This is a genomic window from Phyllobacterium sp. CCNWLW183, from assembly GCF_037203775.1.
In the GTDB taxonomy this organism is placed as follows: domain Bacteria; phylum Pseudomonadota; class Alphaproteobacteria; order Rhizobiales; family Rhizobiaceae; genus Phyllobacterium; species Phyllobacterium ifriqiyense.
In genome coordinates this window covers 70,615-92,588 of sequence record NZ_JBBCBN010000011.1, presented here as the reverse complement: position 1 = coordinate 92,588, position 21,974 = coordinate 70,615, and the positions used below count along the sequence as shown (strand labels likewise).

Genomic DNA, 21,974 nt, shown 5'->3' with positions numbered 1-21,974 from the left:
CTAACTTGCCACTGCCGGAACGAATTCTATCGAACCAATGTCGAGAATTCCCAGTACATCATCATCGGCAAGCAAGCATTTCTGTCCCTTGCCTGCATAAAGTCCGCTGCCAGCTTCAACCCAATCGGTTTCACGGCCGAGTTTCATGGCATCATCCGCGTCGCGGGAAAAATATGTTGCCGGCATCACAATTTCGGATTGAGACTCATCGCGAAGCGTCAACAACGCGTTACGCCAGGTGAGATCACGCACACTCTGGATCGGATGAAAATCCAATCGGCCAATCCGGTTAAAGTCGATCCACATATAGGTACCGTTGGTGTGGAAAATCTCGATAGCATGCGGAATACGGTCATCAAGATCACGAAACGCGCTTACGGGACGGCCGTCAATTTTGACAGAACCCTCAAAGACGTTTTCGGGAAAGGATTCCGGCGCTTCGCCATTTTTTCCGCTCGTCTTCTTATCCAGCACAAGCGCATTTTTCATCGCAAGTTGATCGCGCTCGCTCGGGCCCTCGGGAAAAGCTGGCACTGCCCCTCTCTCAAACCATGCGGCGCGAGCATCTGCAGCGCGAAGACGTCCGCGAAGCATTGTAAGGCCAAGCGCCAGATCCGGCAGGGTGTTTGCCAATATTGCGGCTTGCTTGTCAGCACGCTCGAAATCGCCACTCACGATCAACAGGTCAATCAGCAAACGACGCGCTAAAGCATCTGTCGGATTTTGCTTGACTGCGGCCAGTCCGGCGTCGACCGCTCCACGCAGATTTCCCGCATCAATAAGGGCAGAAACGCTGTTTGTTTGACCCGCCATTATGCTTTACCTCTGCTGGACTGTTGGGACTTGCTGTTCATATCGGCGAGCAGCTGGAAACTCGCAGTAACATCATCCAGCTGAAAATGCGGTTGCAAGCGCATAACGCAACCATAGACACCCGGTCGCCCGGGAATTTCGCGCACTTCCACGGAAGCTGACCGAAGCGGGTGGCGAGCCTTCATTGTTGCGTTCGCATCGTCATTACCGATGCAATAGGTGGAAAGCCATTTTTCCAGCGTATCCCGCAAGCTGGTGGAGGTCGCAATCTGACCGATATTCTCGCGCATGATCATTTTCAGGTAATGCGCGAAGCGGCAGGCACACAGCACATATTGCACCATTGACGCGATACGCGCATTGCGGTTGGCAATGTCTGAATCATATCGGGCCGCTCGGTGAACAGACTGATTGGAATTGAATACGAGATTGGGCGTGTAAGGGACTGCCGCAAGCGGCATAAAGCCTGCTTCGCTCAAAACTTGCTCTTGCGATGGGTTCAATCTCTGCTCCACAGGTGGCTGGGCGGCGAAATCATGGCGATCAGTGGAGAAGGCCAGATGAGGCAACATATCCACCAAACCACCGCTTTTTTCGTCTTCACGAACACCGCGAAGATCAGCAAACCAGCCGGACGACGCATACTCACGCAGGACGACCATAGCAAAGGCAAATGCTGAATTGCCCCATAGCAAATTTTTACCTTTCGCGTCGATATTTTCGCTGAAGCGAAAGCCGTCCATGCGCGCAATATCATTGCTTTTGTAGGGGCTGCGGACAAGAATACGGGGCAGGGTCAAGCCAAGAAATCGGGTATCTGCCGCCTGCCGCAGTCTGTTCCATCGTACCGCGCGATTTGCCTTTAGAAGGAACGAAAGGTCTGGCATACGATCGAGGTCGCTATAGCTCTCAATCTCAAACAATGATGGATGGGCTGCGCAGATAAAGGGCGAGAAGGCTGCTGCAGCAATGCTTGCGACGCTTTCCAAAATAGCAAGATCGTTGGTCTTGGTGGCCGGATTTATGCCGTCAGCAATTGAATAATCGCCGATGAGCAAACCATAGGGCTGCCCGCCCGGCATATCGAATTCTTGTGAATAAATCAATTCAAATAGGCGACTTTGATCGAAGTCTGCGGAGCGCTCGATATCGCGAGCGATTTCTTTCCATTTGGCCGGAAAAATCCGGATTTGAACGGGGCTTGTGCTGACCGGCATCCAGACAAGACGCAAAAGATTACGCCATACCGCTTCCAGTTGCTGGAATTCGGGGTGGTGAATAATGCGATTGACCTGCTTTGTAAGGCTGTCATCAATGGCATTAATCAAGCAGTCAATTTGATAACGGATATCAAAGTCTATATGCGGAGCTGGTTCAGCAGCCTCCGCGAAGGATTGACGGGTCTCGTATCGTTTTGAATCCGCAAGATACTCGGACGCCACGAAATCATCACTCCTGAATTCCGAAGGTAATACCGGAAGAAAGACCGCTTAGCACATTGGAATTAGGAACAAACCCGTGATCCGTCTGTACGAGGCGGTCGCTACAATAACAATTTTCCTGCTGCCGGAATATGGCTTCAGCTTTTAATTGCGAGCCTTTGGAATACGCGCGACCATCCGTAAGGATGTCGTTAGTTCTTCCATCTGCAACCACGGACGGAGCCATGCAATAGCTTCGTAAGATCCGGGACTACCGGCAACCGCTTTAACTTCGACGCGCGCATCGCGCAGCGGATACGCAGCGCGATTTTCAGGACCGGCATCATCATTGGCATTAACGTAATTATTGATCCAACGGTTCAACCATGCCTGGCAATCTTCCGCTTCCATGAACGAACCGATCTTATCCCGGCCGATCACTTTGAGGTAATGTGCGAAGCGCGATGTTGCCATCATGTAAGGCAGACGTGCCGATATTGCAGCATTCTCGGTTGCTTCTGGCCGGTCATACTTTGCGGGCTTATGTGTTGTCTGCGCGCCGAAGAAGACAGCATAATCGGTATTCTTGTAATGGCAGAGTGGCAGGAAGCCGAGTTTGCCCAGTTCCGCATCACGACGATCTGTGATGCCGATTTCGGTCGGGCATTTTGTATCCGTATCGCCGTCATCGCTCTGGAAAATGTGAACCGGCAAAGACTCCACCTTGCCTCCATTTTCCGCGCCGCGGATTGCTGTGCACCAGCCATTCTTGGCAAATGCATCGGTAAGGCGCGAGCCGAGAATATAGGATGCGTTGGACCAGCAATAATTATTGTGATCCATAGCCTTGTCGCCAAACTTGATCGCTTCGTTGTAATCGAACTCATCGATTGTCAGCGTTTCAGGGCCGAAGGGCAGGCGTGTTAGTACCCTTGGCATAGTCAGCGTCACGAAACGTGAATCGCTGCTTTCGCGGAAGGAGCGCCACTTGATATATTCCTTGGTCTGAAAGATTTTTTCCAGATCGCGTGGCTTTGACAACTCGGTGAAATCGTCGAAACCAAAAAGTGTCGGTCCGGCGGCGGCGATAAATGGAGCAAAAGCCGCAGCAGCTACGGAGCTCATGTTCTGCAGCGCTTCGATGTCTTCAAACGAGTTTCCAAACTCGTAATCGCCAACCAATGCGCCGAAGGGTTCGCCACCAGCGATACCAAATTCACTTTCATAGATGGTTTTGAAAATCTTGCTCTGGTCAAACTCAACTGCCTTTGACAGATCGCGGGAAAGTTCGCGTTTGCTGACGTTAAGCACGCGAATTTTAAGATTTGCGCTCGTTTCGCTGTTGTACACAAGGTAACGCAGACCGCGCCAGCTGCCTTCCAGCTTGCGGAAATCCTCGTTGTGCATGATCTCGGCGACCTGCGTGGATAGCAGTTCGTCGATCTTCTTGATCGCATTGTTGATGGTGACAGAAAGGTTGCGGTTGTAGGAAACCGTTCCCTTCAGTGCTTCGCTGGTCAGCGTGCGCAGCAATTGTTCAGTGCGGTCAGAAGAAGTTTGTTTGGTAGCGGAGATTGCTTCGTCGAGCAGGCTCTCCTTGACGACGGTCGTTGTAGTGCCTTGCGATGCGCTCTTTGAGGTCGCCATTTATTTCGTCCCTTTTTCGCTGCCGGGATTGCGTTCATCAAGTTCAGCGGCGAGCTTTTTCAGATCTGTCTGGTTCTGCAGGATGCGCTCGAGGAGCACTTCAAGGTTTTCAGAGCGATCGGCTTTCGTCAAAAGATCACGTAGCTGGTTGCGGGCTTCGAGCAGCGATTTAAGGGCAGGAACCTGCTCAACAATGGAACCTGGCTCAAAATCCTCGAGCTTCTCGAACTTGAGTGCAACGGCCATTTCGCGGCCTTTATCCTCTAGTGTGTTCTCAACGCGGATATTCAGGCCGGGTGTCATGCGACGCATGACATCGTCGAAATTATCCCTATCGATCTGGACAAATTTGCGCTCGCCGAATGGCTTTAGCGGCTCTGTCGGATTGCCGGAAAAATCGCCGAGAACGCCCACCACGAAAGGCAGTTCCTTCTCGACAACCGCACCTTCGGTTTCAACCTCGTACTTGATGTGTACCCTCGGCTTGCGGACTCTTTCGAGTTTGTCGTGAACGCTGGCCAATTGATGCCTCCTGCCTATGTGTGCTTGTAAGAAGTGGGGGGATTATTGCAAACCCTTTGTAGTTAGCAACTATTTTCTCAATCGAGGGTTGCTAGCGGTTGTATTACTACCCTCTCAACCTGTTCATTCCCGCCGATTGGCGGGGTCAATTCCCGCCCGGATCATGACATCACGGCGTAGTTCATCATGCGGTATCAGTTCTTCAAGCAGTCGCACGAAATCCATTCGCCCGCGACGGACGAGCGTTTCCAGAGCAAAGGGCAGCGACGAATTGGGTTCGGTGGCGCGAAAGAAACTGGCAACCTGCAACAATTGGTCAAATGCCTGTTCGCGATTCTGGATAGGGCCAGCCTGTTTCACGGCAACCGGCACGGCGGCGATCTGGCCCGCGTTCTGCGTTTCGGCGGGCACCATTGCCGGCGTAGGATTTTGAGGAACGTGCGCGACCAGTTTTTCCATTTCGTTGTAAGCTCTGCTTATCGATTCCAGAACTGCCTGAATTCGAGACACTGAGAAGGCATTGTTATTGCCTTCGCTTTCCTGCGTCAGACATTCGTCGATAGAGCCGAGTATTGCGAGGGAACGGTTTGCGTCGTTCTTCATGCGGCGAAACGCGTGGGCGTCAACATGTTCCAACGCGTCGCGAAACTCAGCCCATTGAGGGCCAGAAAGATCACGAAATGCTTGATCGTAGGTCCAAAGGTTAAATCGGCCATAAGCTTCATTGGGAAGCATCGATACGAGACGCAAGGGGCGCACCAGCGTACCGTCATCCTGACTACCATTGAGACCTGTCAAAGGGGCGAGCTTGTCGGACAGATCTTCGTCATCGATCGAATGGAGCTGGCTGAAATGGTTGTGCACCATTTTATCGAAAGCCGACAGAATTTCAGTCAGTGCCTGAATACCTTCCACACGAACTGCGGCCTCCATCAACCAGCAGAATATTTCGATGTCTTTGGTGTGCAGAGACAGGGTGTCGAAAGACAGGTCGTGTACGGTGCGCCAATGCACCGAGGGCCGGTGAACGAACGATTCCGAGGCAACGGAATTACGGTCATCATCCTGACTTATTATGGCTGGGTTTTCTATTGTGCGATCTTCGGAACGTGCATTTGAACGAGCATCCCGGATCGCCTGATAAACAGAAACGAGTTTACTATCGATTCGAAGGTTAACGCCGCAGGGGTTTTCCCCGGTAAATGCAACACCGAGAATTTCATAGTTATTCATTCGCAATACCCAAATACACAAAACTAAGACGCCGTTTTGAACCTTATGCGAAGAATATGTCAAATGGAACATTGTTATGCAGTTGCGTTATGTTGAATCATTATGGTGAACCTCGTGTGTCTTTTCTGCCTCGCAAATAAAAGCACTGCCATTATGCAACGTTTTTATCAGGATCACTGTTCTAGCCTGTGGCAACATTAACAATGCTTGTTTTTGTCGATTGATTTTTCATTCGAGATTTTCCTAATGTACGCGCGGCAATAGCAGGAGCAGGTTTTAATTCATGCCAAAACTGGATCTGAGACGGCTCGTTCAAAAACTGGACGGGGAAGTGGTCGTGGGCCTTGAAGAAGCCGTTGCCATCGCGGTCAGGAATAATCATTCCAGCGTTGAAATCGAGCATTGGCTGCTTGCATTGAATGATAAAAGCCAACGTTTTCGTGAGATTATTCAACGCAGTGGCGGCGATCTCGCTTCGATCGAAGCCGAAGCATATCGCGCACTGGAGCGCTACCCACGGGACAGTAGCTCTGCGCCGGCAATATCCACCAGCATTATCGATGTCATTCGAGAAGCATGGATTGGTGCGTCGTTGCAAAGCGGACGCTTGAGTGTCGGGGTTCTCGATCTTCTCCATACCTTGCTTGCCGATAGCACCTTGCGTGCGACGACGATTAGCGCTGTGCCTTCTGCCCGCGATATCCGGTTAGGTGAGCTCGAACGTCTGATCGAGGAGCGCGGCAGCGAACCCGCCGTCTCGGCGAAGCCTAAATCATCTGACGGTGCGCCGGCAAATGCTGGTGACGAAGAGTTCTTATCAGCATTCACCATTGATCTGACCGAACAGGCCCTCAATGGCGAAATTGATGCTGTTGTTGGACGCGAAGCAGAACTTCGCCAGCTGATCGACATTCTCGTAAGGCGCCGGCAGAACAATCCAATCCTCGTGGGTGAGGCGGGCGTTGGTAAGACGGCTATAGCCGAAGCTTTTGCGCTCGAAGTCGCAGCGGGCAACGTGCCGGATATGCTGAAAGACATTCGCCTGCTAACGCTTGATCTTGGTCTCTTGCAAGCGGGCGCTGGGGTAAAAGGTGAATTTGAGCGGCGGCTTAAGGGTGTGATCGACGATGTAAAGGCTTCGCCGGTTCCAGTAATTCTGTTTATCGACGAGGCACACAGCTTGGTCGGAGCGGGTGGACAAGCAGGGCAGAGCGATGCTGCAAATCTGCTCAAACCAGCATTGGCCCGCGGCGAATTGCGTACCGTTGCAGCCACAACATGGGGCGAATACAAGAAATACTTCGAACGCGATGCGGCTTTAACGCGGCGATTCCAGGTGGTCAAAGTCGATGAGCCGGACGAAGAAACAGCAGTGCGTATGGTTCGAAGCCTCGCGCCTGCACTTGAGAAACACCACGGGGTCAAGATACGCGATGAAGCCATTAGAGCGGCGGTATCACTCTCCATGCGATATATTCCTGGGCGTCAGTTGCCTGACAAAGCTGTCAGCCTGATTGATACGGCAGCCGCAGCGGTGTCCATTTCCCGCGCAACGGTGCCGGCCCAGATTGAGGATGCAAACAGAGCAATTGATCTGCTTAATCTCGAAAAGACACGTTTGGAACTTGAGCCCGATACATCGGTATCGAGTGAGCGGCTCGTCGAAATAGAGGAGCAGCTTGCAAGCCTACAGACTATCGCGGCCGCTTTCGTGACACGTTTGGGGCAGGAAAAGATACTTGTTTCCAATGCCGATGAGGTCGAGGCTGGTTTTGCAGAACCTGAAAACAGACCGAAACTTGCATCGCTCGAGAAGGAACTGCGGGCGCTACAAGGTGATTCCGCACTTATTCACCGTGTGGTTGACCGGGAAACTGTTGCGGCCGTAACCGCACGTTGGACCGGCATTCCCGTCGGTCGCCTGGTTCGCAATCTGGTGGAAGCTGTTCAATCACTTGAGTCGCGTTTGCAGGAACGGGTTGTCGGTCAAAATCAGGCGATAACATTAATCTCCGATGCGATGATCACTGCCCGTGCCGGCCTTGGCGATGATAGGCGTCCACCCGGCGTCTTTCTTATGGTCGGAACTTCCGGTGTGGGTAAAACCGAGACGGCGCTTGCTCTTGCTTCAACACTCTATGGTGGTGACCAGAGCCTTACAATCATCAATATGTCGGAGTTCAAGGAAGAGCATAAGGTTTCACTTCTGCTGGGTTCTCCACCCGGCTATGTCGGATATGGCGAGGGCGGCATTCTGACGGAGGCTGTTCGTAAGAGGCCATATGGTGTGCTTCTCCTTGATGAAATCGATAAGGCTCATCCCGGTGTGCAGGACATTTTCTATCAAGTGTTCGACAAGGGAATGCTGAAGGATGGCGAAGGCCGTGATATCGATTTCAAGAATACAACGATCTTGATGACTGCCAATACTGGTACAAATACACTAACGGCACTTGCGGCAGACCCCGATACTATGCCGGAAGGTCAGGCGTTGGTGGATATGCTGCAGCCCGAATTGCTGGGGCAATTTAAGCCTGCATTCCTTGGCCGGGTGACTGTCGTACCGTACAAGCCACTGGATGAAGCGGTGCTTGCACTTATCGTCAAGTTGCAACTTGGCAAAGTGAGTAAACGTCTACGCGATGCATATAAAGCAAGGCTAATTGTCTCAGACGAGGCGACACAGGCGCTGATTGACCGGTCCAAAGCGGTCGAAACAGGCGCGCGCGCAATTGAATCAACGATCTCGCGTGAATTACTGCCAAAACTCGCGCGAAGTATTCTGGAATTGAATTTGGAAAATTTACATCCGGAAGTTGTGCGTGTAGGTATTGACGGAACGGGGAGGTTTATTGTTGATATCGAACCTGTAACAGTACTTAAAGAACCCAACCGAATATCCGTCACATAAGGATGCTAGGAAGGTTAATACATTGCCATAACGCTTACTTAGGCAATTCACGGAGAGGGGTTTAACCCGTCATTTCTACCGACTAAAGGAGCTAGATAATGCCAATTTACTTGCAGATTGACCAAATTCAGGGGGATGCGACACATGAAACGCATAAGCGTTGGATGGATATTGAAGCGATCCACTGGAATGTAGGCCGTAAGATGAACACATCGGCAGGTTCCGCAGCCAACCGCGAAGCATCTGAACCGACACTTAGCGAAGTTATACTGACCAAGGTCAGCGACTCGTCATCAACGAAGCTTTTTCAAGAAGCCTGTGCTGGCCGCACAGGCAAAAAGGCTGTCATTCATTTGGTAACTACAGGAAATCCTGGCGATACTTACATCGAATACATTCTGACCAATACATTGATTGCAAATTATTCGGTTGACTCCAACGGTGATCGTCCGGTTGAAACATTGCGTTTGAACTTCACCAAAATGGAAGTGAAGTACACACCATATGACAACAATCACATGCCGCAATCGCCGCTGATTGCTTCTTACGATCTCGCGACAACGCGCGCAGCGTAAGCCAAATTTCAGACGACCGAGGCGGCCCTTTGGGCCGCTTCAGATTTCCGCGGGCCGACAAAATCCCTAATAAGAGCGGCCAGTATGACGTTGATATGAATGTTTTTTTACGCGTAAAGCTTTGCTTGAATAATTGCCTTGGTTAATTTATTCTAAATACAACTGGTTACAACTTTAGGGCCATGAAGAGGAATAACTATGCGATTGCTCCTTTCAGTTTCGGCGGCGGCACTTTTGGTAAGCTTTGCTGCGCCATCTTTTGCAGATCCTGCATATAAATCAGAAGCTATCGTTGAGCATTTCATCAAGTCCGCTGAACTTGGAAAATCTCGCGCGATCTGCGTTGGTACTGAGCAAGAGTGCGCGAAACAGCTTGTAAATGAAGCCGCTTCACCGCTGAACATGAAAGTGACGTTCGAGCTTAACTCTGATCGTTTGACCGGGGAAGCCAAGCAAACACTGGATGAATTCGCCAAGGCAATGAACGATAAGGCCCTTAAAGTCGCTTCGTTCCAGGTTGAAGGTCATACCGATGCAACCGGCACCGACATTTACAATGATACTTTGTCGATGCGTCGTGCACAGTCCGTTTCGGCTTATCTGGAGGGCCTCGGTGTTTCAGCTGAGCGCCTGAAAGCAGAAGGATTTGGCAAGCGTCACCCGAGCGTAAGTGACCCATTTGCACCTGAAAATCGCCGCGTTGAAACACGCCTCGTGTTGCCGAAAGGGTAAACAGCAGTAAGTTATTTCAGCAGAACTTGCTTGGACTGATTGCTGAAAGAAATAACTGTTGCGATGCAGCGGCGTTTCTTTGCGCTTAACTCTGGAAATCCCGAGATCTAAGGCGCCCGCTTCGCTGGCAGTTTAACTGTATCCGGCAACAGGTCTTTCAAACAAATCTGGCCAACTCATCTCAAATAACGTGGCATGGTTCGCGGACCATAAAGTAATAAAAATCTCATATTATCACGAATACTTTTGTATATAGGGGGAAGTATGTGGAAGTTTACACAACTCGCGGACTGGTGGGGGGAGCAGCAGAAGCAATCTGTTGCCGCTTTAGACGAATGGGTCGAGGGTTCAAACTACAATCAGGGTGTCATAATCGTCGCGGCGGGCACCCAAGCACTAATGACGTTCGGCTCGGGTTTCGTTGATGTTCTGCGGATGGGCGACGGGGTCGCCAAAGGGACCGCCGCGGGCTTAGGTCAAGATGCGCTGCGCGTCGCTGCGATTTTCCCAGTTGGCAAAGCAGCACAGATGTTTCAAGCCGCCAAAGGGACAGCGCTGGCTAAGGTAATTGTGGACATTAATCCAAGTGCGGGGATTTGTGCTTGGGTAGCATCCGCCAAGGCCCTTACACAAATTGGCGGTAAGATCGGTGGCAAGCTCTTTATAACAGTCGATGATCTGGCGAAAGCCATAGGTGTTAATGTGCGACACCTGTCCGGACTCACTATGGAACAGATTAAGATCGTGCTGACAAAGATGGGCGCGCGCGTTGGAGCTGTACGCGTAGTAAAATCCGAACAGGAAGTCGCGCGTATGGTGTCATATGACGGCAGCGTCGTGATGGTGTGCGTAGAGTTGGAAAGGGCCAAAAAGATTGCCTGGCATGCATTCTACGCATACCGGACCCCAATCGGTCAACTCCGGTATATGGACAGAACCGTGCAGACAACGGCGCAACGAGCTTATCTGAGCATTGATGAAATTCGACAGGCCTATGGCGCGAGTCGAATGACGCCTATACAGGCTATGAAAATCGAAAACATGTTTGTGAGGACGGTGGCAAATGAGATGCCGCGACTGGTTCTGCCGATTCTCGGCGTAGTTGCTACCGACGAACACTCCTAGACGCTGGTATTCGCACGGACAACAGCCTGATCTTCGCTTCACAAGCCATACTTCAGAAAGAATCACTTTTCACGGGAGATCACAATCAGTCTGCGGCGGAAGCAATCAAGGCCCATTGAACCGGAAATGCGTGCCTCCTCATGCTCGTACGCATTGGGCTCAGTCTATCAGACTTATGAAACCTTAAAGAAAGCCTGCTTACCCTGCAAGCCGACAACATTTGCCGAGTTACCTTCTTTCGTACAGAAGGCAATCGCCTCCATATATCGCGCGGCCAGCGGCTGCGTCAGGGCAGGATTTGGACTCATCAGGAACGGTACAGCCTTCCAGTTATAGAAGCTGATTGCCATCATATTATGCGTCTTCGGGATCAGCGTCTTTGGGTCGTCAAAGAGATTCTTGACAAAATTGAAAATGCCGATGGATTCACGGCTCGGCGTCATCAAAGTTCCCGTTGTTATCCCAACGGGGCCGGAAAATTGATCAGTTCCCTCGGATTCGTCCCAGTAGGGTCCCTTGAAAATCGGCACACCAACTTCACCGTCGATGACCTGCGCCCATGGCAAGTTACCAATTGTTTCGCCCGTCGGCACGCGCTTGGCAGCTTCAGCGAGACCCTTGACCTTAAAGCCCTTCAGCTTCACCGAAAGCACGCCAACACCGACAGTAACGCCAATCGTTCCGCCAAGGCCGCCGCCACTTAGTGTCCTCACTTCTCCGGTTTTTCGGTTGCGTATCGGCAGGGTGATCTTGCCGATACTAATGCCAAGCTTTGCGACAGGAGTGCTGACGGACACGCCGTCCTCACTTGCATCCATCAGGTTCCAACCGGTCCGGCTCTTCTCGATCGATGCTGCGTATTGCGAGCTTGCTGCGCGTTCCTGCTCGTATTTCTCGCGCTGTCTGTAGGCTTCTTGCATCAGGCCGGAGGCAGCAGAAGGTGAAATACCCAAATCGGAAGGTCCCATAATCTCTCCTACGGATGTCAGATCATTAAAGTATCAGTCTGGCAGGCGACAAAATTATGAAACACAAGTCGGGATATATCAACAGGAAAGGCCACTCATTTTTGCGCGTTGATGTCAGGCTCACTCCGTATCAAAGATTGGTGTTGTTTGACTCACAACGATATCGATGGCGGTTTCGGTTGCTTCGCGATAGATCGCCACCGTTGCGCTTTACCGATCACGTCGTTCAGATAGCGCGCCGCCAGCGCATTCACCATGGAGGTCTCTCTTTACACCGCCGCGCTGGATCCTGAGTTCACCGGAAAATTCGATGATAAACTGGATGAGAATTTCGCGAAGGTCGGTAGTGACAATATTCTCAAAGATGCATACTTCGACGATCTGAAGAAGGCGTTCGGCATCAATGGCGGCGATGAATTCGATGAGAAAAAGGTAAAAAAATACATCGAGGAAGTCAGCAGGGGAAATCCGGAGCTTTTTGTTAGCAAGTACGGAAAGGTTTCCACCCCTGACCAAATTATAGCTGGCTTCAGGGGGAGTTGGGATTTCTACCGTCAGGGTACGAAGACTCTCGACAGGGCCGGGAAACTCGAGAATCTCGACTCGAATAATGGCGCCAAGGGCGCCTACGACCGCGGTGTTCTGCACGGCGTCAGCGGCCTCTTTATGGCGGGTATTACCATTGCCACGGGTATCGGTAACAACGGTAAGCCGACGGCGAAGGATCTCGTCAATATCATTGCCGGTTCGGTCATGACCGCGACCCTTCTGACCGAAGACGATCTTCTGGACAGCATAGGACCGCTTCTGGACGATGCCACCCCCGAGAACCTGGCTGCTCAGGATAAATCAGCCCTGTATGATAAGAGCGCGGATCTTGCGAAGAAGTTCGAGGAAGGCGCCAAGGGACTTGGCGGCGGCGCCGGCGTGGTGATGGGCGCCTATGGCACATCTTCGATGAAGTACAGTCGATCAGAAAGGGCGACACGGTAACCGGCGGCTGAGCATTACGTCCGGTGCCGTGGGTGCCATAGCTGGACTGGCGGTCACGGTTGAGGGTGTATGGGGGCTCGGCAATGCCTTTTTGCCGAACCTGATCAGCAAGGTTCCGAATATTGGACCGGTCATGGCTGGCGCTTTGGGCTGGGCTGCGGCGGGTGTCGGGGTGCTGGTGTCACTCCTTCCGAGTCTGATCGAGGAGGGTAAACACCAGAAGAGATCCGATGATTTCGGACAGTTGCTTGGCAACTATCTGACCAAATACGAGATCAATGGCGAAGGACGGTAGCTTCAGGGACATACCCGACAATGAGTGGCCGGGTGACGAGGATGGACCGACGATAGGTTCCTGATCAGGAAAGCGCGCTCCGGAAAGACCATTTCCGCAGCCACACTGGAGAGCTTTCCATCGCCGGAACAGCGGGTGCACTTGGCTGGCCGGTTGTGGATCGACTGTGGCACCGGCATACGTGTTGCGGAGATGTCGATGCTGAAGGTCGCAGGCTTGACAGCGAGCGGATGTTGCCCCGCGTCGAGCATGGCAAGGGCGGGTGCTATCGCAATGCCATGCTTTCTGAAGACCTGCTCACCCCGAAAGCGACGACCGGTTTTCTGGCAGAAGGTTATGAGCGGTTTCATAAGGAGGGCAAACACGGCCTTCGTAGCCCCGGCCGTCGCCTTGTTTTCAACCGGCAAAGCGCGATTCGACCGATAGGGGGCTCGGTGCCGCCTGCAACGTTCGGCCGTTACATAGTGTGGAGATCGACATTATTGCGGTGATCTCACTTGCCTCCCTTGTGGAAGTAATCATAAAGACTGCTTCGAAGGTAATACAAGGACGAAAGGTTGATAAAATGATGTCACTGCCAGCCATTATAGGCATCTCACTAGGAGCTGCTGGCGTCGTGGCTTTTAGCCGAAAGAAAGAGCCACAGAGCACACTAAAAAAGCTCGGGGTTTTCGTCCTCGCTTCGATAGGCATGCTCGTGATCATGCTCGCTGTTAATTTCGGCATGTTTTACGCCAATCAAGGGTGAGACGAGACAGAGAGGAAGGCTTAACCCTTCCTCTTAGCCGATCGTCACGGCATAAAATCCTGATCAGGCGCTTGCGGCGCTGAACTTGCTCAAGACTGTTTTAACGGCACAGCATTCGGCTTCGTTCAGATGCCGCTGCCATGCGTCTTGCGGTGGCGACCACCTGAACCATGAGAGTTCAGGATGCGAGGGAAGCGACTGCGCCATGCGGTCGCTTTTCCAAGAGACAAGATTTTATACGAACTTGGCGCGCTGACTTGGCACCACGCCAGTCCCAACGAGAGCAGACCCGAGTGCGTTGACTTTCTGCGACATCGTGATCAAACAAGACATGACGACCCCGAACACCACTGATCATTGCCAGGCTGAACATCGTCCAATCCTTGCTCCCAATGTTGACTTTGACCAGTACGTCGAGAGGCGAGATTGTCGCACTCTAACTGGCCCAACTGTCGCATTACTAAATAGCCTGTACCCGGCTACAGCTGTTTGAAGCATAAGGGTAATTATGGACTATGTCATTGATATTATTAATTAACCCCTTGAGATGAGGAGCAGAGTGATCAACTATTTTCCGCTCGCCACAATTGCTCTCGTTCGGGCTCGGTGGAGAGTTCAATGGTAACCTACATACCAGTTTTAATACGCCGCCGCATGACGTCGGCGCGATCAGAATTTGTCTTAAGTTTGCCACCGTTATGAAGCGTTTGGAGCCGCGAACGCGAAATTCTCAACTCTGATGCCAACAAGCGGTCAAGGCGTGTGCTAGTCGGAAATGGAACCACCAGTTCTATTTCCAATTTCGTCCATTTGTCAGCTCCGTGGAGAAGTGCTTTTTCATATCAAACTCCGAAAACTCATCGACGCGCTGTGACTTGCGTCTGAGAGCTTCGAGGTTGAACATTTCCTTCTGGATCCACTGCGGATCGTTGGATTCTAGCGCGTCCAGGACGACAGGATCGATGTCGCGGACATTCTGCCGCTCAAAGATTGGACGGTTCCATGTCTTTTCGCAGGTCAGGCACTTGTAGATAAGCCACGCATCAAGCTTGCGACCGTTGGCGTTGAGCCGGATTTTGCCGCTGGATTGGAAGGCTCTCAGGCCCCCGCATCCGCATTGGGCTGAGGCGCACGAAAGATGACGGGGATTGCCGCTCACCAAAAGGCATTGTTCAGACGCGGCCCAGGAATTCGAGTACGCGAGTGCCGAGCAGCGCCGCTGCCTCGCCGTCATAGGACGCGAGCGCATGTCAGCGAACAGGTGCCAATCGCCGGGGCATAGAACGAATTCCGTGCCGGGTACATTGTTAGCAATTTCCCCGTCAAAGGCGTCGATGGTCGGACCGTCACCGTGACCTGTCATGGCAAGGAAAAGAAGATCGCCATTCCGGACGAAACACCTGCCGTGACCATTGCTGAGGCAACCAAGGACGATCTTGTTCCCGGTGCCGTCGTCTTCATTGCGGCCGAAATGGCTGCGACCGGCCCGGTCGCCCATCGGGTGGTCGTCGGCAAAAATGGCGTGCTTCCTCCCATGTGAGCCACGTCTTTGCCGGTCGGACCCGCCGCCTACGGGTTCGACCGGCGACAGCGACCACCTCTGTTTCGGGGGGGCGGCGATGGGCATGGTGTCCAGGTAAACAAAAGTAGTTGGATCATTAATCAGATATCTTAGATTGCTCTGATTGTGGGGGAAATGCCGCTGTGATAATGTATTTTGCTCTTGAACGAAGAACCGCAGCGAAAGTGAGATTGTGCGGTGAATGTTTTCTTGCCCATAATGCTGGTTCTCATGGGTACTTCGTCCACCGTCGCTGGCCCATTGCACGACGCGGCCAAGAACGGGGATTTGAAGCTTGCAAGGCAGCTTCTGGACCAAGGAACGAACCCAACCGAATTGGATAGCTCGGGTGAACCGGCGCTGCTGATCGCATCGCTCGCAGGACACGCAGATATTGTTGCGTTTCTTCTTGATAAGGGTGTCAGTGTTGAAAGTCGCAACAAGGGAGGGCTGACGGCATTGCATGCTGCGGCATATGCAGGAAACCTTGACGTCGTAAAATTGCTTGTGTCGAAAAAAGCTCCGGTGAATGACGATAAGAATTTCTACCATATGTCACCATTGCACGCCGCGGCTGAAGAAGGACACGCGGAGGTTGTAGCGTTCCTGCTGGCCAACAAGGCCGATATCGAGGCGAAGGAACGCAACGGCTATACGCCGGTTACCCAAGCCGGTTGGCGGTCGCATTGGGAAGCGGCAGACTTGCTGCTTAAAGCTGGAGCGGTATGCCAAGCGGCCGACATCGTCGGAGAACCGCTTTATAACGAGTGCCTGAAGCGAAAATGATCTTTCACGACAGGTGCCGCCCGGTAAAGGAGGATTCATTATGATTGGTAACAAACACAAAGGTGGCGTCTGGGCCGCGGTGATCCTAGGAGCGGCGTGCGCACTGGTTTCATTGTCCTCGGCGGTTGACGCAGATGAGCCTATCAATACTGGCTATTTCGGAGATGTGGCGATCAAGGGATACGATCCCGTCGCATACTTCACTCAAAACAAGGCAATGCAGGGAACGCCGGAATATTCCTATCGATGGCTTGGAGCCAACTGGCAATTCACCAGTGCGGAAAATCGCGATCTTTTTATCGCCGAGCCAACCAAATATGCCCCTCAATATGGGGGGTATTGCGCTGATGGTGTCTCATTTGGAACCGTTACCACAAACATTGACCCCAAAGCTTGGCGCATCATCGAAGGCAAACTTTATCTCAGTTACGATCCGGGAGCGGCTGACGGGTTTGAAAAAATACCAGCCAAACTTGCTGACTCGAAAAAGCACTGGTCCGAGGTTGAACACATGCTGGCTTCGGAAAAAACCGGGAAGAACTGGCGTGAGACACCGCCAAACTAATCACGACCGACCGCCCGTCAGTCAGGGTGTAACCGAGAACGACATTACCGCTCGCGGGGTGACATGAATAAATGGCTTGTCTTGTTCCCACTCTTTTGAGGTGTTGCGGTAGACATAGCCGCAAACCATGCGATCTAGAAAATAGCCCGTAAATTGTTCGCAGAGGCGATCATCCCGGATTTCCACGGTGCCCGTAATGCTCGTATTGGCGCTGCGATAGGCAGTGCCTCCACTCTTGTCAAAATATTGGATAAATTCAGTCCCGTTCCTGTGCTTTCCGGTCCAGGTTTTGTTGTTCGTCAGCTCGCGTAGTTCTGCTCCACGGATTTGATCGGCAGGATTCCCTTGAAAATCGAAAGGCCATTGCGGAATGCCAGCTGCCCTGAGGCCTGACAGGTGGTAGCGTAGATCGCTGTCACGCCAATAATCATATAGATAGGTGTAGTAGGTCAAATTGCTATCGGGAAAGATTGCCAGCAATTGCTTTGCTTCTTGCTCAGCTTGCTGTTTTTCGTTTGCATAGGCAAAGGCCGCTGCCAGATATTCCCGAGCGGGCTCGACCTTTGGAAGGGCGGATCGTGCTGCTTCTATCAGTGGTATCGCGCGTGCATTTTCCCGTGTGGTGTAGAAGACTATGCCAGCCAGCAGCTGCAAGTTTGGTGGCGGTGTTGGATCTAGCCGCAATGCCTTGTCCATCTCAATGATCGCCTGCTTTGAATCGCCAAAGTACGCCAGGATCAAAGCAAGATTTGCAACGATCTCCGCGTCGTTCGGTTGGGCCGCGACTGCTCTGTAAGCGGAATCCTTCGCTTCCACGGCGCGGCCGTCTACCAGTTGCAGCAGGGCGAGGACCGTTTGAGCACGCGCATTGTTGGGATCAATCTTCAAGGCTTGTCCTGCCGCGTCATAGGCTACTTTGCGCGCAACAGCTCCTGACCATAAGTAATTATAGTCGTTACGCCATACATCAACGGCGACGCGGGCAATACCCGCATGAGCACTGGCGAAGTCTGGATCAAGATCAATTGCCTTTTGGTAGTATGCCAAGGTTCGACGAAAGGACTGAACGTCGCCGTAGAAAAAACCCTCCTGCTCAGCTCTCAAGAAATAATCATAAGCCTCCAGATTATCCGTGGGGATACGTGCCAGCTGCTCGCGTTCATTCTTGCTGAGCTTGACCTCAAGCGCTGAGATAATCTTGCCAATTACGTCATCTTGGACCGCAAACAAATCCATATATTGCCGGTCATACCGCTCCGCCCAGAGGGATAATCCCGTTAGCGCGTCTATCAATTTCACGTTGATCCGCAGGCGCGTATCGGCTCGTTGCAACGTTCCTTCGAGCACAAAATGCACGCCCAGTTCTGCTGCAACGTCCTGAATCGATGAATCCTTGTTTCGTACTGCAAAAACGGAATGGCGGGCAATTACAAAAAGGCCGGATACTTTGGAAAGTTCGGTAATGAGATCATCGGTTAGACCGGCTGCAAGATGGTCATGTTCCGTCGCACCACTCACATTAATAAAGGGTAGCACTGCTACCGACGGCTTTTCTGGCAGAGGATAGGCAAAGCGCCCAGGCGATGCGGGCAGGAAAGTTGCGCCTATCTGCCACCAAACTCCTGCAGCGACTAATAAAACGAACACGATCAAGCCAAGGGCTTTGCGGGGCGGCCAACGGCGCGGTGGCGGAACTGGTTTGGCATTGATTCTGGCTGCCGGATCGGCGACAACACGATAGACTCGAATGGGATCGGCGATGTTCTTCACCATCGGCTCGCCTAAGGAAATGTAACCCAATGCGAGTTTTGATTTCACCTGGTCATAAGCAGAACCGGAGATCGCAATGCCGCCGGGCTCTGCCAAACCCTGAATCCTGTCCGCAAGGTTTACACCATCGCCCTGTATATCCTCGCCTTCAACAATGATGTCCCCAAGATTGATGCCAATGCGGAACACCAGCTGTTGCTCCGGCAACGCACCGGAGTTGCGTTCGGCCTTCTTCTTCTGGATATCCACTGCGCAACGCAAAGCATCAACCACGCTTTGAAACTCAATCAAGAGGCCGTCACCTAAGGTCTTCACCAATCTGCCCCGATGGTGAGCGATGGATGGATCGAATATATCTGTCATGTCGAGTTGGAAACGTGCGCGCGTGCCTTCTTCGTCAATCTGGCTCAACCGGCTGTAGCCAACGACGTCTGCGATTAATATGGCTGCAAGACGGCGCTTCATTGCCGCTCCCGCACGGTGCGTGTTAGTTTCACCCGGACACTACAGCATCGCGTCTATCTCTGTCACGGTGCAAGGCATATTTGCCATCCAATTGACTAGAAGAGACACTGAAACGTCCAGGCATGGAGTGCAACGCTGCTCGTGGCACAACAATTGCGCCTTAAATGCTCTCGGAACAATCTACTGGCAGCAAATCGGTGAGAACTTGTCCAGCGTATTGCCGCGCGGATTTGCATGGAGGATTTCTCGACTTGGGACGCTAGCTAGTGGCTGGACGCCAGTCGGAGCATTCCGATTATCCGTTCCGCCTCAGCGCCAGGGATGTTATCCGTTTCGACCAGCGGGAGCCGGTGGCTACTATTTCGTAGGCCGCTGATGTTCGACATTCGATCACTCTCTCCGAAGGAGTCATACTCTACTGGCCATCGCAAGCGGTCATTGGAGCAGTGTGATGGAAATCATGACTTTGCTACAGGGGGCGGCAGGCGGCGTTTAACGGAGGTCCCCTTGATAACAACCGGTCTTTCATGTTGAGGTTTGGCTGCAACGATTTCCAATCGGGCATCGGCCTCGTTGGAGGGTATAAAAAACTTCTCTTCATTAAATTCGCAACCATATAGGTCGCCCGATCGTTGGTGTCCCATTCCTCCATTAAGCGGTGGTTCTGCGGCTGGCTGGCACCATCCTTCAGAGCCTTCATGGACAGTCTTTTCGACAATGCAGACAGGCATGGCTATGGCACTGGCATCGCACGGGTTTGACGCCGCTCATCGGGCAACTAAACTATTAACGCGCTGCACGCACGACCAGACATCAACGGGGAGGCTGAAGTGGCTTTCCCTGTGAGATTGTGGAGATCTTCCAGGACGGCGCTTTGGTAGCGTCGTTCATCCGACGTCCTGATCACTATGGCCTTGTGCCATCAATCTTCCATTCTGACCGCAACTACGGCGAGGGGCGACCCGCAGCACAGATCTGATGCCAAGCCTGGTGTCAGATCTTAGCGGAACAAAAAACACGTTTTGGCTCGATGAGCATCAGCCTTGCCTAGCTGTACGATTTTGGAGCAGACTTGTAATTTCTGACGATTTTGGCGCTAGTCGACCATCAGCAAGCTTTTCAGAGAGGTGGCAGAGAGCAGAGTTATATGGAGTTTCTATGTTATGAAGACGCCCGAGAAGTACGATTTCGCCGTTGAGATAGCTTGTTTCCAGAGAACCCGTACCTCTTACTACACTTTGCAGGGTGGACGACCCTATCCGATCTCTTCCCGGAATGGCCGTCATGATCATTTGGTTGCGAGCCTCCGCTTCCGACTTGTCCCAGTCAATACCCGCGGCAGTCAGAACGCCTTCTGCTTCGGCGCGGACTTTTCGATACAAGTCGGCTTGTTGCTGTTTATCGCTGAAAGCAGTTTCGATGATATTTTCCAGGTTGGCGAGCAGTTTGCGATACTTGCTGTTCATCACATCACTTCTTGCATTTGCCACGAACCCGCATGAATTCAGAACCTCACATAAATGCTCTACTGCTGCATCGACGCCCGCCGGGTAGCGGCCGATATCGAAGATTCCGATTTTGGGAATGCAATAGGCTGCTACTTCACCTGGCCTCTCGAAATCAGCCGGAAGCATGACAGTAACGCCATAGACATTCCTGAAAAACCGCAACGCAGTTCGTTCATTGGCTACGCCGTTCTGAAAACAGAATATCGGCTGCTCGACCACACCGGCAGCCTTGAGCTGAAACAGCGCTTGTGCGGTATCCTGTCCTTTCATTGCCAGCAATATCATGTCGTCATTATTAAATATAATTTCCTTTGGATCTGCATAGACGGGGAAGGTCGTTGTTTCGGTCCCCTGCGGTGACAGCAGTGTAAGGCCGGATCGTCTTACAGCTTGAAGTTGTGTCCCTCTGGCGATTGCAACAACCGAATGTCCAGCCAGGCCAAGCTTTGCGGCCACAACTCCACCGATTGCTCCCAGTCCAAAGACGATAATTCGCATCATTAATCCCTCGGTTTAGCGAAAGCCGGCGCTGCTCTCAATATTGGACGAAACCACTGGAGCAGGAGCTCCAGTGGTTTCAGAAATCGGTTAAGCTGCCGCGATAGATTTCTCGATATCTTGGATCGAATGTCCGGTCAGATCTTTTGCAATCTCGCCAACTAAGATTGCTTCCAATTCCTTATGATAGTGCTTTCGCAACTCTCCCAGCGCCTTGGGAGCCGCGATCACCACCAAGCCGGTAATCTTACCGTTGAGCACCCGTCGGTTTAAGACGTCGGCAATTCCTCCCACGAAATTATCCTCGTCAGCCTGACCTTGGTCAGGATTCGCCGAACTGCTTTTGCGTCCTCCGCTTGCGTTGTTGCTCTCGGTATCAACATCGGTGTCAGGAAGTGCTTTCAGAGTCGGTTCGGTGTTATCACTTATGTTCTGAAAAAGGTTGAATTTTTCGCCATCCGCAACTGCAACAGTTGCCCCTTTTGGAATCTGCATGCTTTAATTCTCCACGTTATGCCCCGTTTATTTGGAAGAGGGCAAACTAGAAACCTTGGCACAATTGCCTAGCCTCTATAGGGTAACGCCCTAGCGGAATATTCGATGCAGTAAGGACTGACAGATCAATCTCCTTGGAGAGGCATTAGCTCGATTAATGCTATAGCGAACTACTAAGCTTGTGGATCATGAGTTTACCCCTTCTTTCGTCAGGTCACGTTGTCAGTTGGGTGCAGGCACCATCCGCCGAGTGACAAGATGTCCCTCCCGGACAGAACCCATCAGCCAGCCTTCGGCACTAATCCAAGCTGACTTTGGCGCTTCATATCCAGGCAACCGCTAC

18 protein-coding genes and 2 pseudogenes are annotated in these 21,974 nt (G+C 52.1%); 10 read left to right on the top strand and 10 right to left on the bottom strand.

Annotated features, from left to right (window positions below; translation table 11 throughout):
• From V9K95_RS22025 to V9K95_RS22005, 5 genes are all read right to left on the bottom strand, one after another.
• Complete coding sequence (locus V9K95_RS22025) at positions 1–813, bottom strand: type VI secretion system accessory protein TagJ (RefSeq protein WP_336442265.1); 813 nt, start codon at positions 811–813, stop codon at positions 1–3.
• Positions 813–2,255 (bottom strand): type VI secretion system contractile sheath large subunit, encoded by a 1,443-nt coding sequence (gene tssC / locus V9K95_RS22020; RefSeq protein ID WP_336442264.1) that lies wholly within the window; start codon positions 2,253–2,255, stop codon positions 813–815. Before tssC (V9K95_RS22020) ends, V9K95_RS22025 begins: the two co-directional genes overlap by 1 nt.
• A gap of 144 nt (positions 2,256–2,399) precedes the next feature.
• On the bottom strand, positions 2,400–3,881 hold the full coding sequence (tssC, locus tag V9K95_RS22015; RefSeq protein ID WP_336442263.1) for a type VI secretion system contractile sheath large subunit: 1,482 nt from the start codon (positions 3,879–3,881) through the stop codon (positions 2,400–2,402).
• On the bottom strand, positions 3,882–4,403 hold the full coding sequence (gene tssB, locus V9K95_RS22010) for a type VI secretion system contractile sheath small subunit (protein ID WP_336442262.1): 522 nt from the start codon (positions 4,401–4,403) through the stop codon (positions 3,882–3,884). It abuts the gene before it with no gap.
• 123 nt (positions 4,404–4,526) lie between these two features.
• A complete protein-coding gene (locus tag V9K95_RS22005) occupies positions 4,527–5,636 on the bottom strand; it encodes a type VI secretion system protein TssA (RefSeq protein ID WP_336442261.1) in 1,110 nt (369 codons plus the stop codon).
• A 283-nt stretch (positions 5,637–5,919) separates the two neighbouring features.
• On the opposite strand from V9K95_RS22005, the gene tssH reads away from it, so the two are divergent.
• The 4 genes from tssH to V9K95_RS21985 all read left to right on the top strand — a co-directional run bounded on the left by tssH (position 5,920) and on the right by V9K95_RS21985 (position 10,979).
• The gene (gene tssH / locus V9K95_RS22000) at positions 5,920–8,547 is read left to right on the top strand and encodes a type VI secretion system ATPase TssH (protein ID WP_336442260.1); all 2,628 of its coding nucleotides are present in this window, start codon (positions 5,920–5,922) and stop codon (positions 8,545–8,547) included.
• A gap of 98 nt (positions 8,548–8,645) precedes the next feature.
• Positions 8,646–9,122 carry an Hcp family type VI secretion system effector gene (locus tag V9K95_RS21995; RefSeq protein ID WP_336442259.1) on the top strand — a complete coding sequence of 159 codons (477 nt, stop codon included), beginning with the start codon at positions 8,646–8,648 and terminating at the stop codon, positions 9,120–9,122.
• A gap of 198 nt (positions 9,123–9,320) precedes the next feature.
• Positions 9,321–9,854: an OmpA family protein gene (locus V9K95_RS21990; RefSeq protein WP_336442258.1), complete on the top strand. Its 534-nt coding sequence runs from the start codon at positions 9,321–9,323 to the stop codon at positions 9,852–9,854.
• 264 nt (positions 9,855–10,118) lie between these two features.
• Positions 10,119–10,979: a hypothetical protein gene (locus V9K95_RS21985; RefSeq protein WP_336442257.1), complete on the top strand. Its 861-nt coding sequence runs from the start codon at positions 10,119–10,121 to the stop codon at positions 10,977–10,979.
• Between the two features lie 173 nt (positions 10,980–11,152).
• Here the strand turns inward: V9K95_RS21985 and V9K95_RS21980 are convergent, their stop codons facing one another.
• The gene (locus V9K95_RS21980) at positions 11,153–11,947 is read right to left on the bottom strand and encodes a hypothetical protein (RefSeq protein WP_336442256.1); all 795 of its coding nucleotides are present in this window, start codon (positions 11,945–11,947) and stop codon (positions 11,153–11,155) included.
• A 255-nt stretch (positions 11,948–12,202) separates the two neighbouring features.
• On the opposite strand from V9K95_RS21980, the gene V9K95_RS21975 reads away from it, so the two are divergent.
• The 3 genes from V9K95_RS21975 to V9K95_RS21965 all read left to right on the top strand — a co-directional run bounded on the left by V9K95_RS21975 (position 12,203) and on the right by V9K95_RS21965 (position 13,983).
• The gene (locus V9K95_RS21975; protein WP_336442255.1) at positions 12,203–12,940 is read left to right on the top strand and encodes a hypothetical protein; all 738 of its coding nucleotides are present in this window, start codon (positions 12,203–12,205) and stop codon (positions 12,938–12,940) included.
• 28 nt (positions 12,941–12,968) lie between these two features.
• Positions 12,969–13,235, top strand: coding sequence for a hypothetical protein (locus tag V9K95_RS21970; RefSeq protein WP_336442254.1), 267 nt, complete (start codon positions 12,969–12,971; stop codon positions 13,233–13,235).
• Between the two features lie 565 nt (positions 13,236–13,800).
• A complete protein-coding gene (locus tag V9K95_RS21965) occupies positions 13,801–13,983 on the top strand; it encodes a hypothetical protein (RefSeq protein WP_336442253.1) in 183 nt (60 codons plus the stop codon).
• A gap of 629 nt (positions 13,984–14,612) precedes the next feature.
• Here V9K95_RS21965 and V9K95_RS21960 read toward each other — a convergent pair.
• Positions 14,613–15,097, bottom strand: a pseudogene (locus V9K95_RS21960) (DUF1062 domain-containing protein); the annotation flags it as partial.
• Positions 15,098–15,304: 207 nt separating this feature from the next.
• Between V9K95_RS21960 and V9K95_RS21955 the strand changes: the two are divergent.
• From V9K95_RS21955 to V9K95_RS21945, 3 genes and pseudogenes are all read left to right on the top strand, one after another.
• A pseudogene (locus tag V9K95_RS21955) lies at positions 15,305–15,523 on the top strand (hypothetical protein); the annotation flags it as partial.
• 240 nt (positions 15,524–15,763) lie between these two features.
• Positions 15,764–16,330: an ankyrin repeat domain-containing protein gene (locus V9K95_RS21950; protein WP_336442285.1), complete on the top strand. Its 567-nt coding sequence runs from the start codon at positions 15,764–15,766 to the stop codon at positions 16,328–16,330.
• Positions 16,331–16,370: 40 nt separating this feature from the next.
• Entirely contained in the window at positions 16,371–16,895 is a 525-nt protein-coding gene (locus V9K95_RS21945; protein WP_307277754.1) for a YHS domain-containing (seleno)protein, read from the top strand.
• A gap of 21 nt (positions 16,896–16,916) precedes the next feature.
• Here the strand turns inward: V9K95_RS21945 and V9K95_RS21940 are convergent, their stop codons facing one another.
• From V9K95_RS21940 to V9K95_RS21930, 3 genes are all read right to left on the bottom strand, one after another.
• Positions 16,917–19,130 (bottom strand): adenylate/guanylate cyclase domain-containing protein, encoded by a 2,214-nt coding sequence (locus tag V9K95_RS21940; protein WP_336442252.1) that lies wholly within the window; start codon positions 19,128–19,130, stop codon positions 16,917–16,919.
• A gap of 1,037 nt (positions 19,131–20,167) precedes the next feature.
• Entirely contained in the window at positions 20,168–21,139 is a 972-nt protein-coding gene (locus V9K95_RS21935) for a ketopantoate reductase family protein (RefSeq protein ID WP_336442251.1), read from the bottom strand.
• Between the two features lie 87 nt (positions 21,140–21,226).
• Entirely contained in the window at positions 21,227–21,631 is a 405-nt protein-coding gene (locus V9K95_RS21930) for a host attachment family protein (protein WP_307277748.1), read from the bottom strand.
• Positions 21,632–21,974: the final 343 nt, after the last annotated feature.

What these genes read in the sequence shown, in the direction of transcription:
- V9K95_RS21975 (WP_336442255.1), top strand. Translation starts at nt 12,203, where the DNA reads ATGGAGGTCTCTCTTTACACCGCCGCGCTGGATCCTGAGTTCACCGGA.
- V9K95_RS21990 (WP_336442258.1), top strand. Translation starts at nt 9,321, where the DNA reads ATGCGATTGCTCCTTTCAGTTTCGGCGGCGGCACTTTTGGTAAGCTTT.
- V9K95_RS21930 (WP_307277748.1), bottom strand. Translation starts at nt 21,631, where the DNA reads ATGCAGATTCCAAAAGGGGCAACTGTTGCAGTTGCGGATGGCGAAAAA.
- tssC (WP_336442263.1), bottom strand. Translation starts at nt 3,881, where the DNA reads ATGGCGACCTCAAAGAGCGCATCGCAAGGCACTACAACGACCGTCGTC.
- V9K95_RS21985 (WP_336442257.1), top strand. Translation starts at nt 10,119, where the DNA reads ATGTGGAAGTTTACACAACTCGCGGACTGGTGGGGGGAGCAGCAGAAG.
- V9K95_RS21950 (WP_336442285.1), top strand. Translation starts at nt 15,764, where the DNA reads ATGCTGGTTCTCATGGGTACTTCGTCCACCGTCGCTGGCCCATTGCAC.
- V9K95_RS21980 (WP_336442256.1), bottom strand. Translation starts at nt 11,947, where the DNA reads ATGGGACCTTCCGATTTGGGTATTTCACCTTCTGCTGCCTCCGGCCTG.
- V9K95_RS21945 (WP_307277754.1), top strand. Translation starts at nt 16,371, where the DNA reads ATGATTGGTAACAAACACAAAGGTGGCGTCTGGGCCGCGGTGATCCTA.
- V9K95_RS22025 (WP_336442265.1), bottom strand. Translation starts at nt 813, where the DNA reads ATGGCGGGTCAAACAAACAGCGTTTCTGCCCTTATTGATGCGGGAAAT.
- V9K95_RS21935 (WP_336442251.1), bottom strand. Translation starts at nt 21,139, where the DNA reads ATGATGCGAATTATCGTCTTTGGACTGGGAGCAATCGGTGGAGTTGTG.
- tssH (WP_336442260.1), top strand. Translation starts at nt 5,920, where the DNA reads ATGCCAAAACTGGATCTGAGACGGCTCGTTCAAAAACTGGACGGGGAA.
- V9K95_RS21940 (WP_336442252.1), bottom strand. Translation starts at nt 19,130, where the DNA reads ATGAAGCGCCGTCTTGCAGCCATATTAATCGCAGACGTCGTTGGCTAC.
- V9K95_RS22005 (WP_336442261.1), bottom strand. Translation starts at nt 5,636, where the DNA reads ATGAATAACTATGAAATTCTCGGTGTTGCATTTACCGGGGAAAACCCC.
- V9K95_RS21965 (WP_336442253.1), top strand. Translation starts at nt 13,801, where the DNA reads ATGATGTCACTGCCAGCCATTATAGGCATCTCACTAGGAGCTGCTGGC.
- V9K95_RS21995 (WP_336442259.1), top strand. Translation starts at nt 8,646, where the DNA reads ATGCCAATTTACTTGCAGATTGACCAAATTCAGGGGGATGCGACACAT.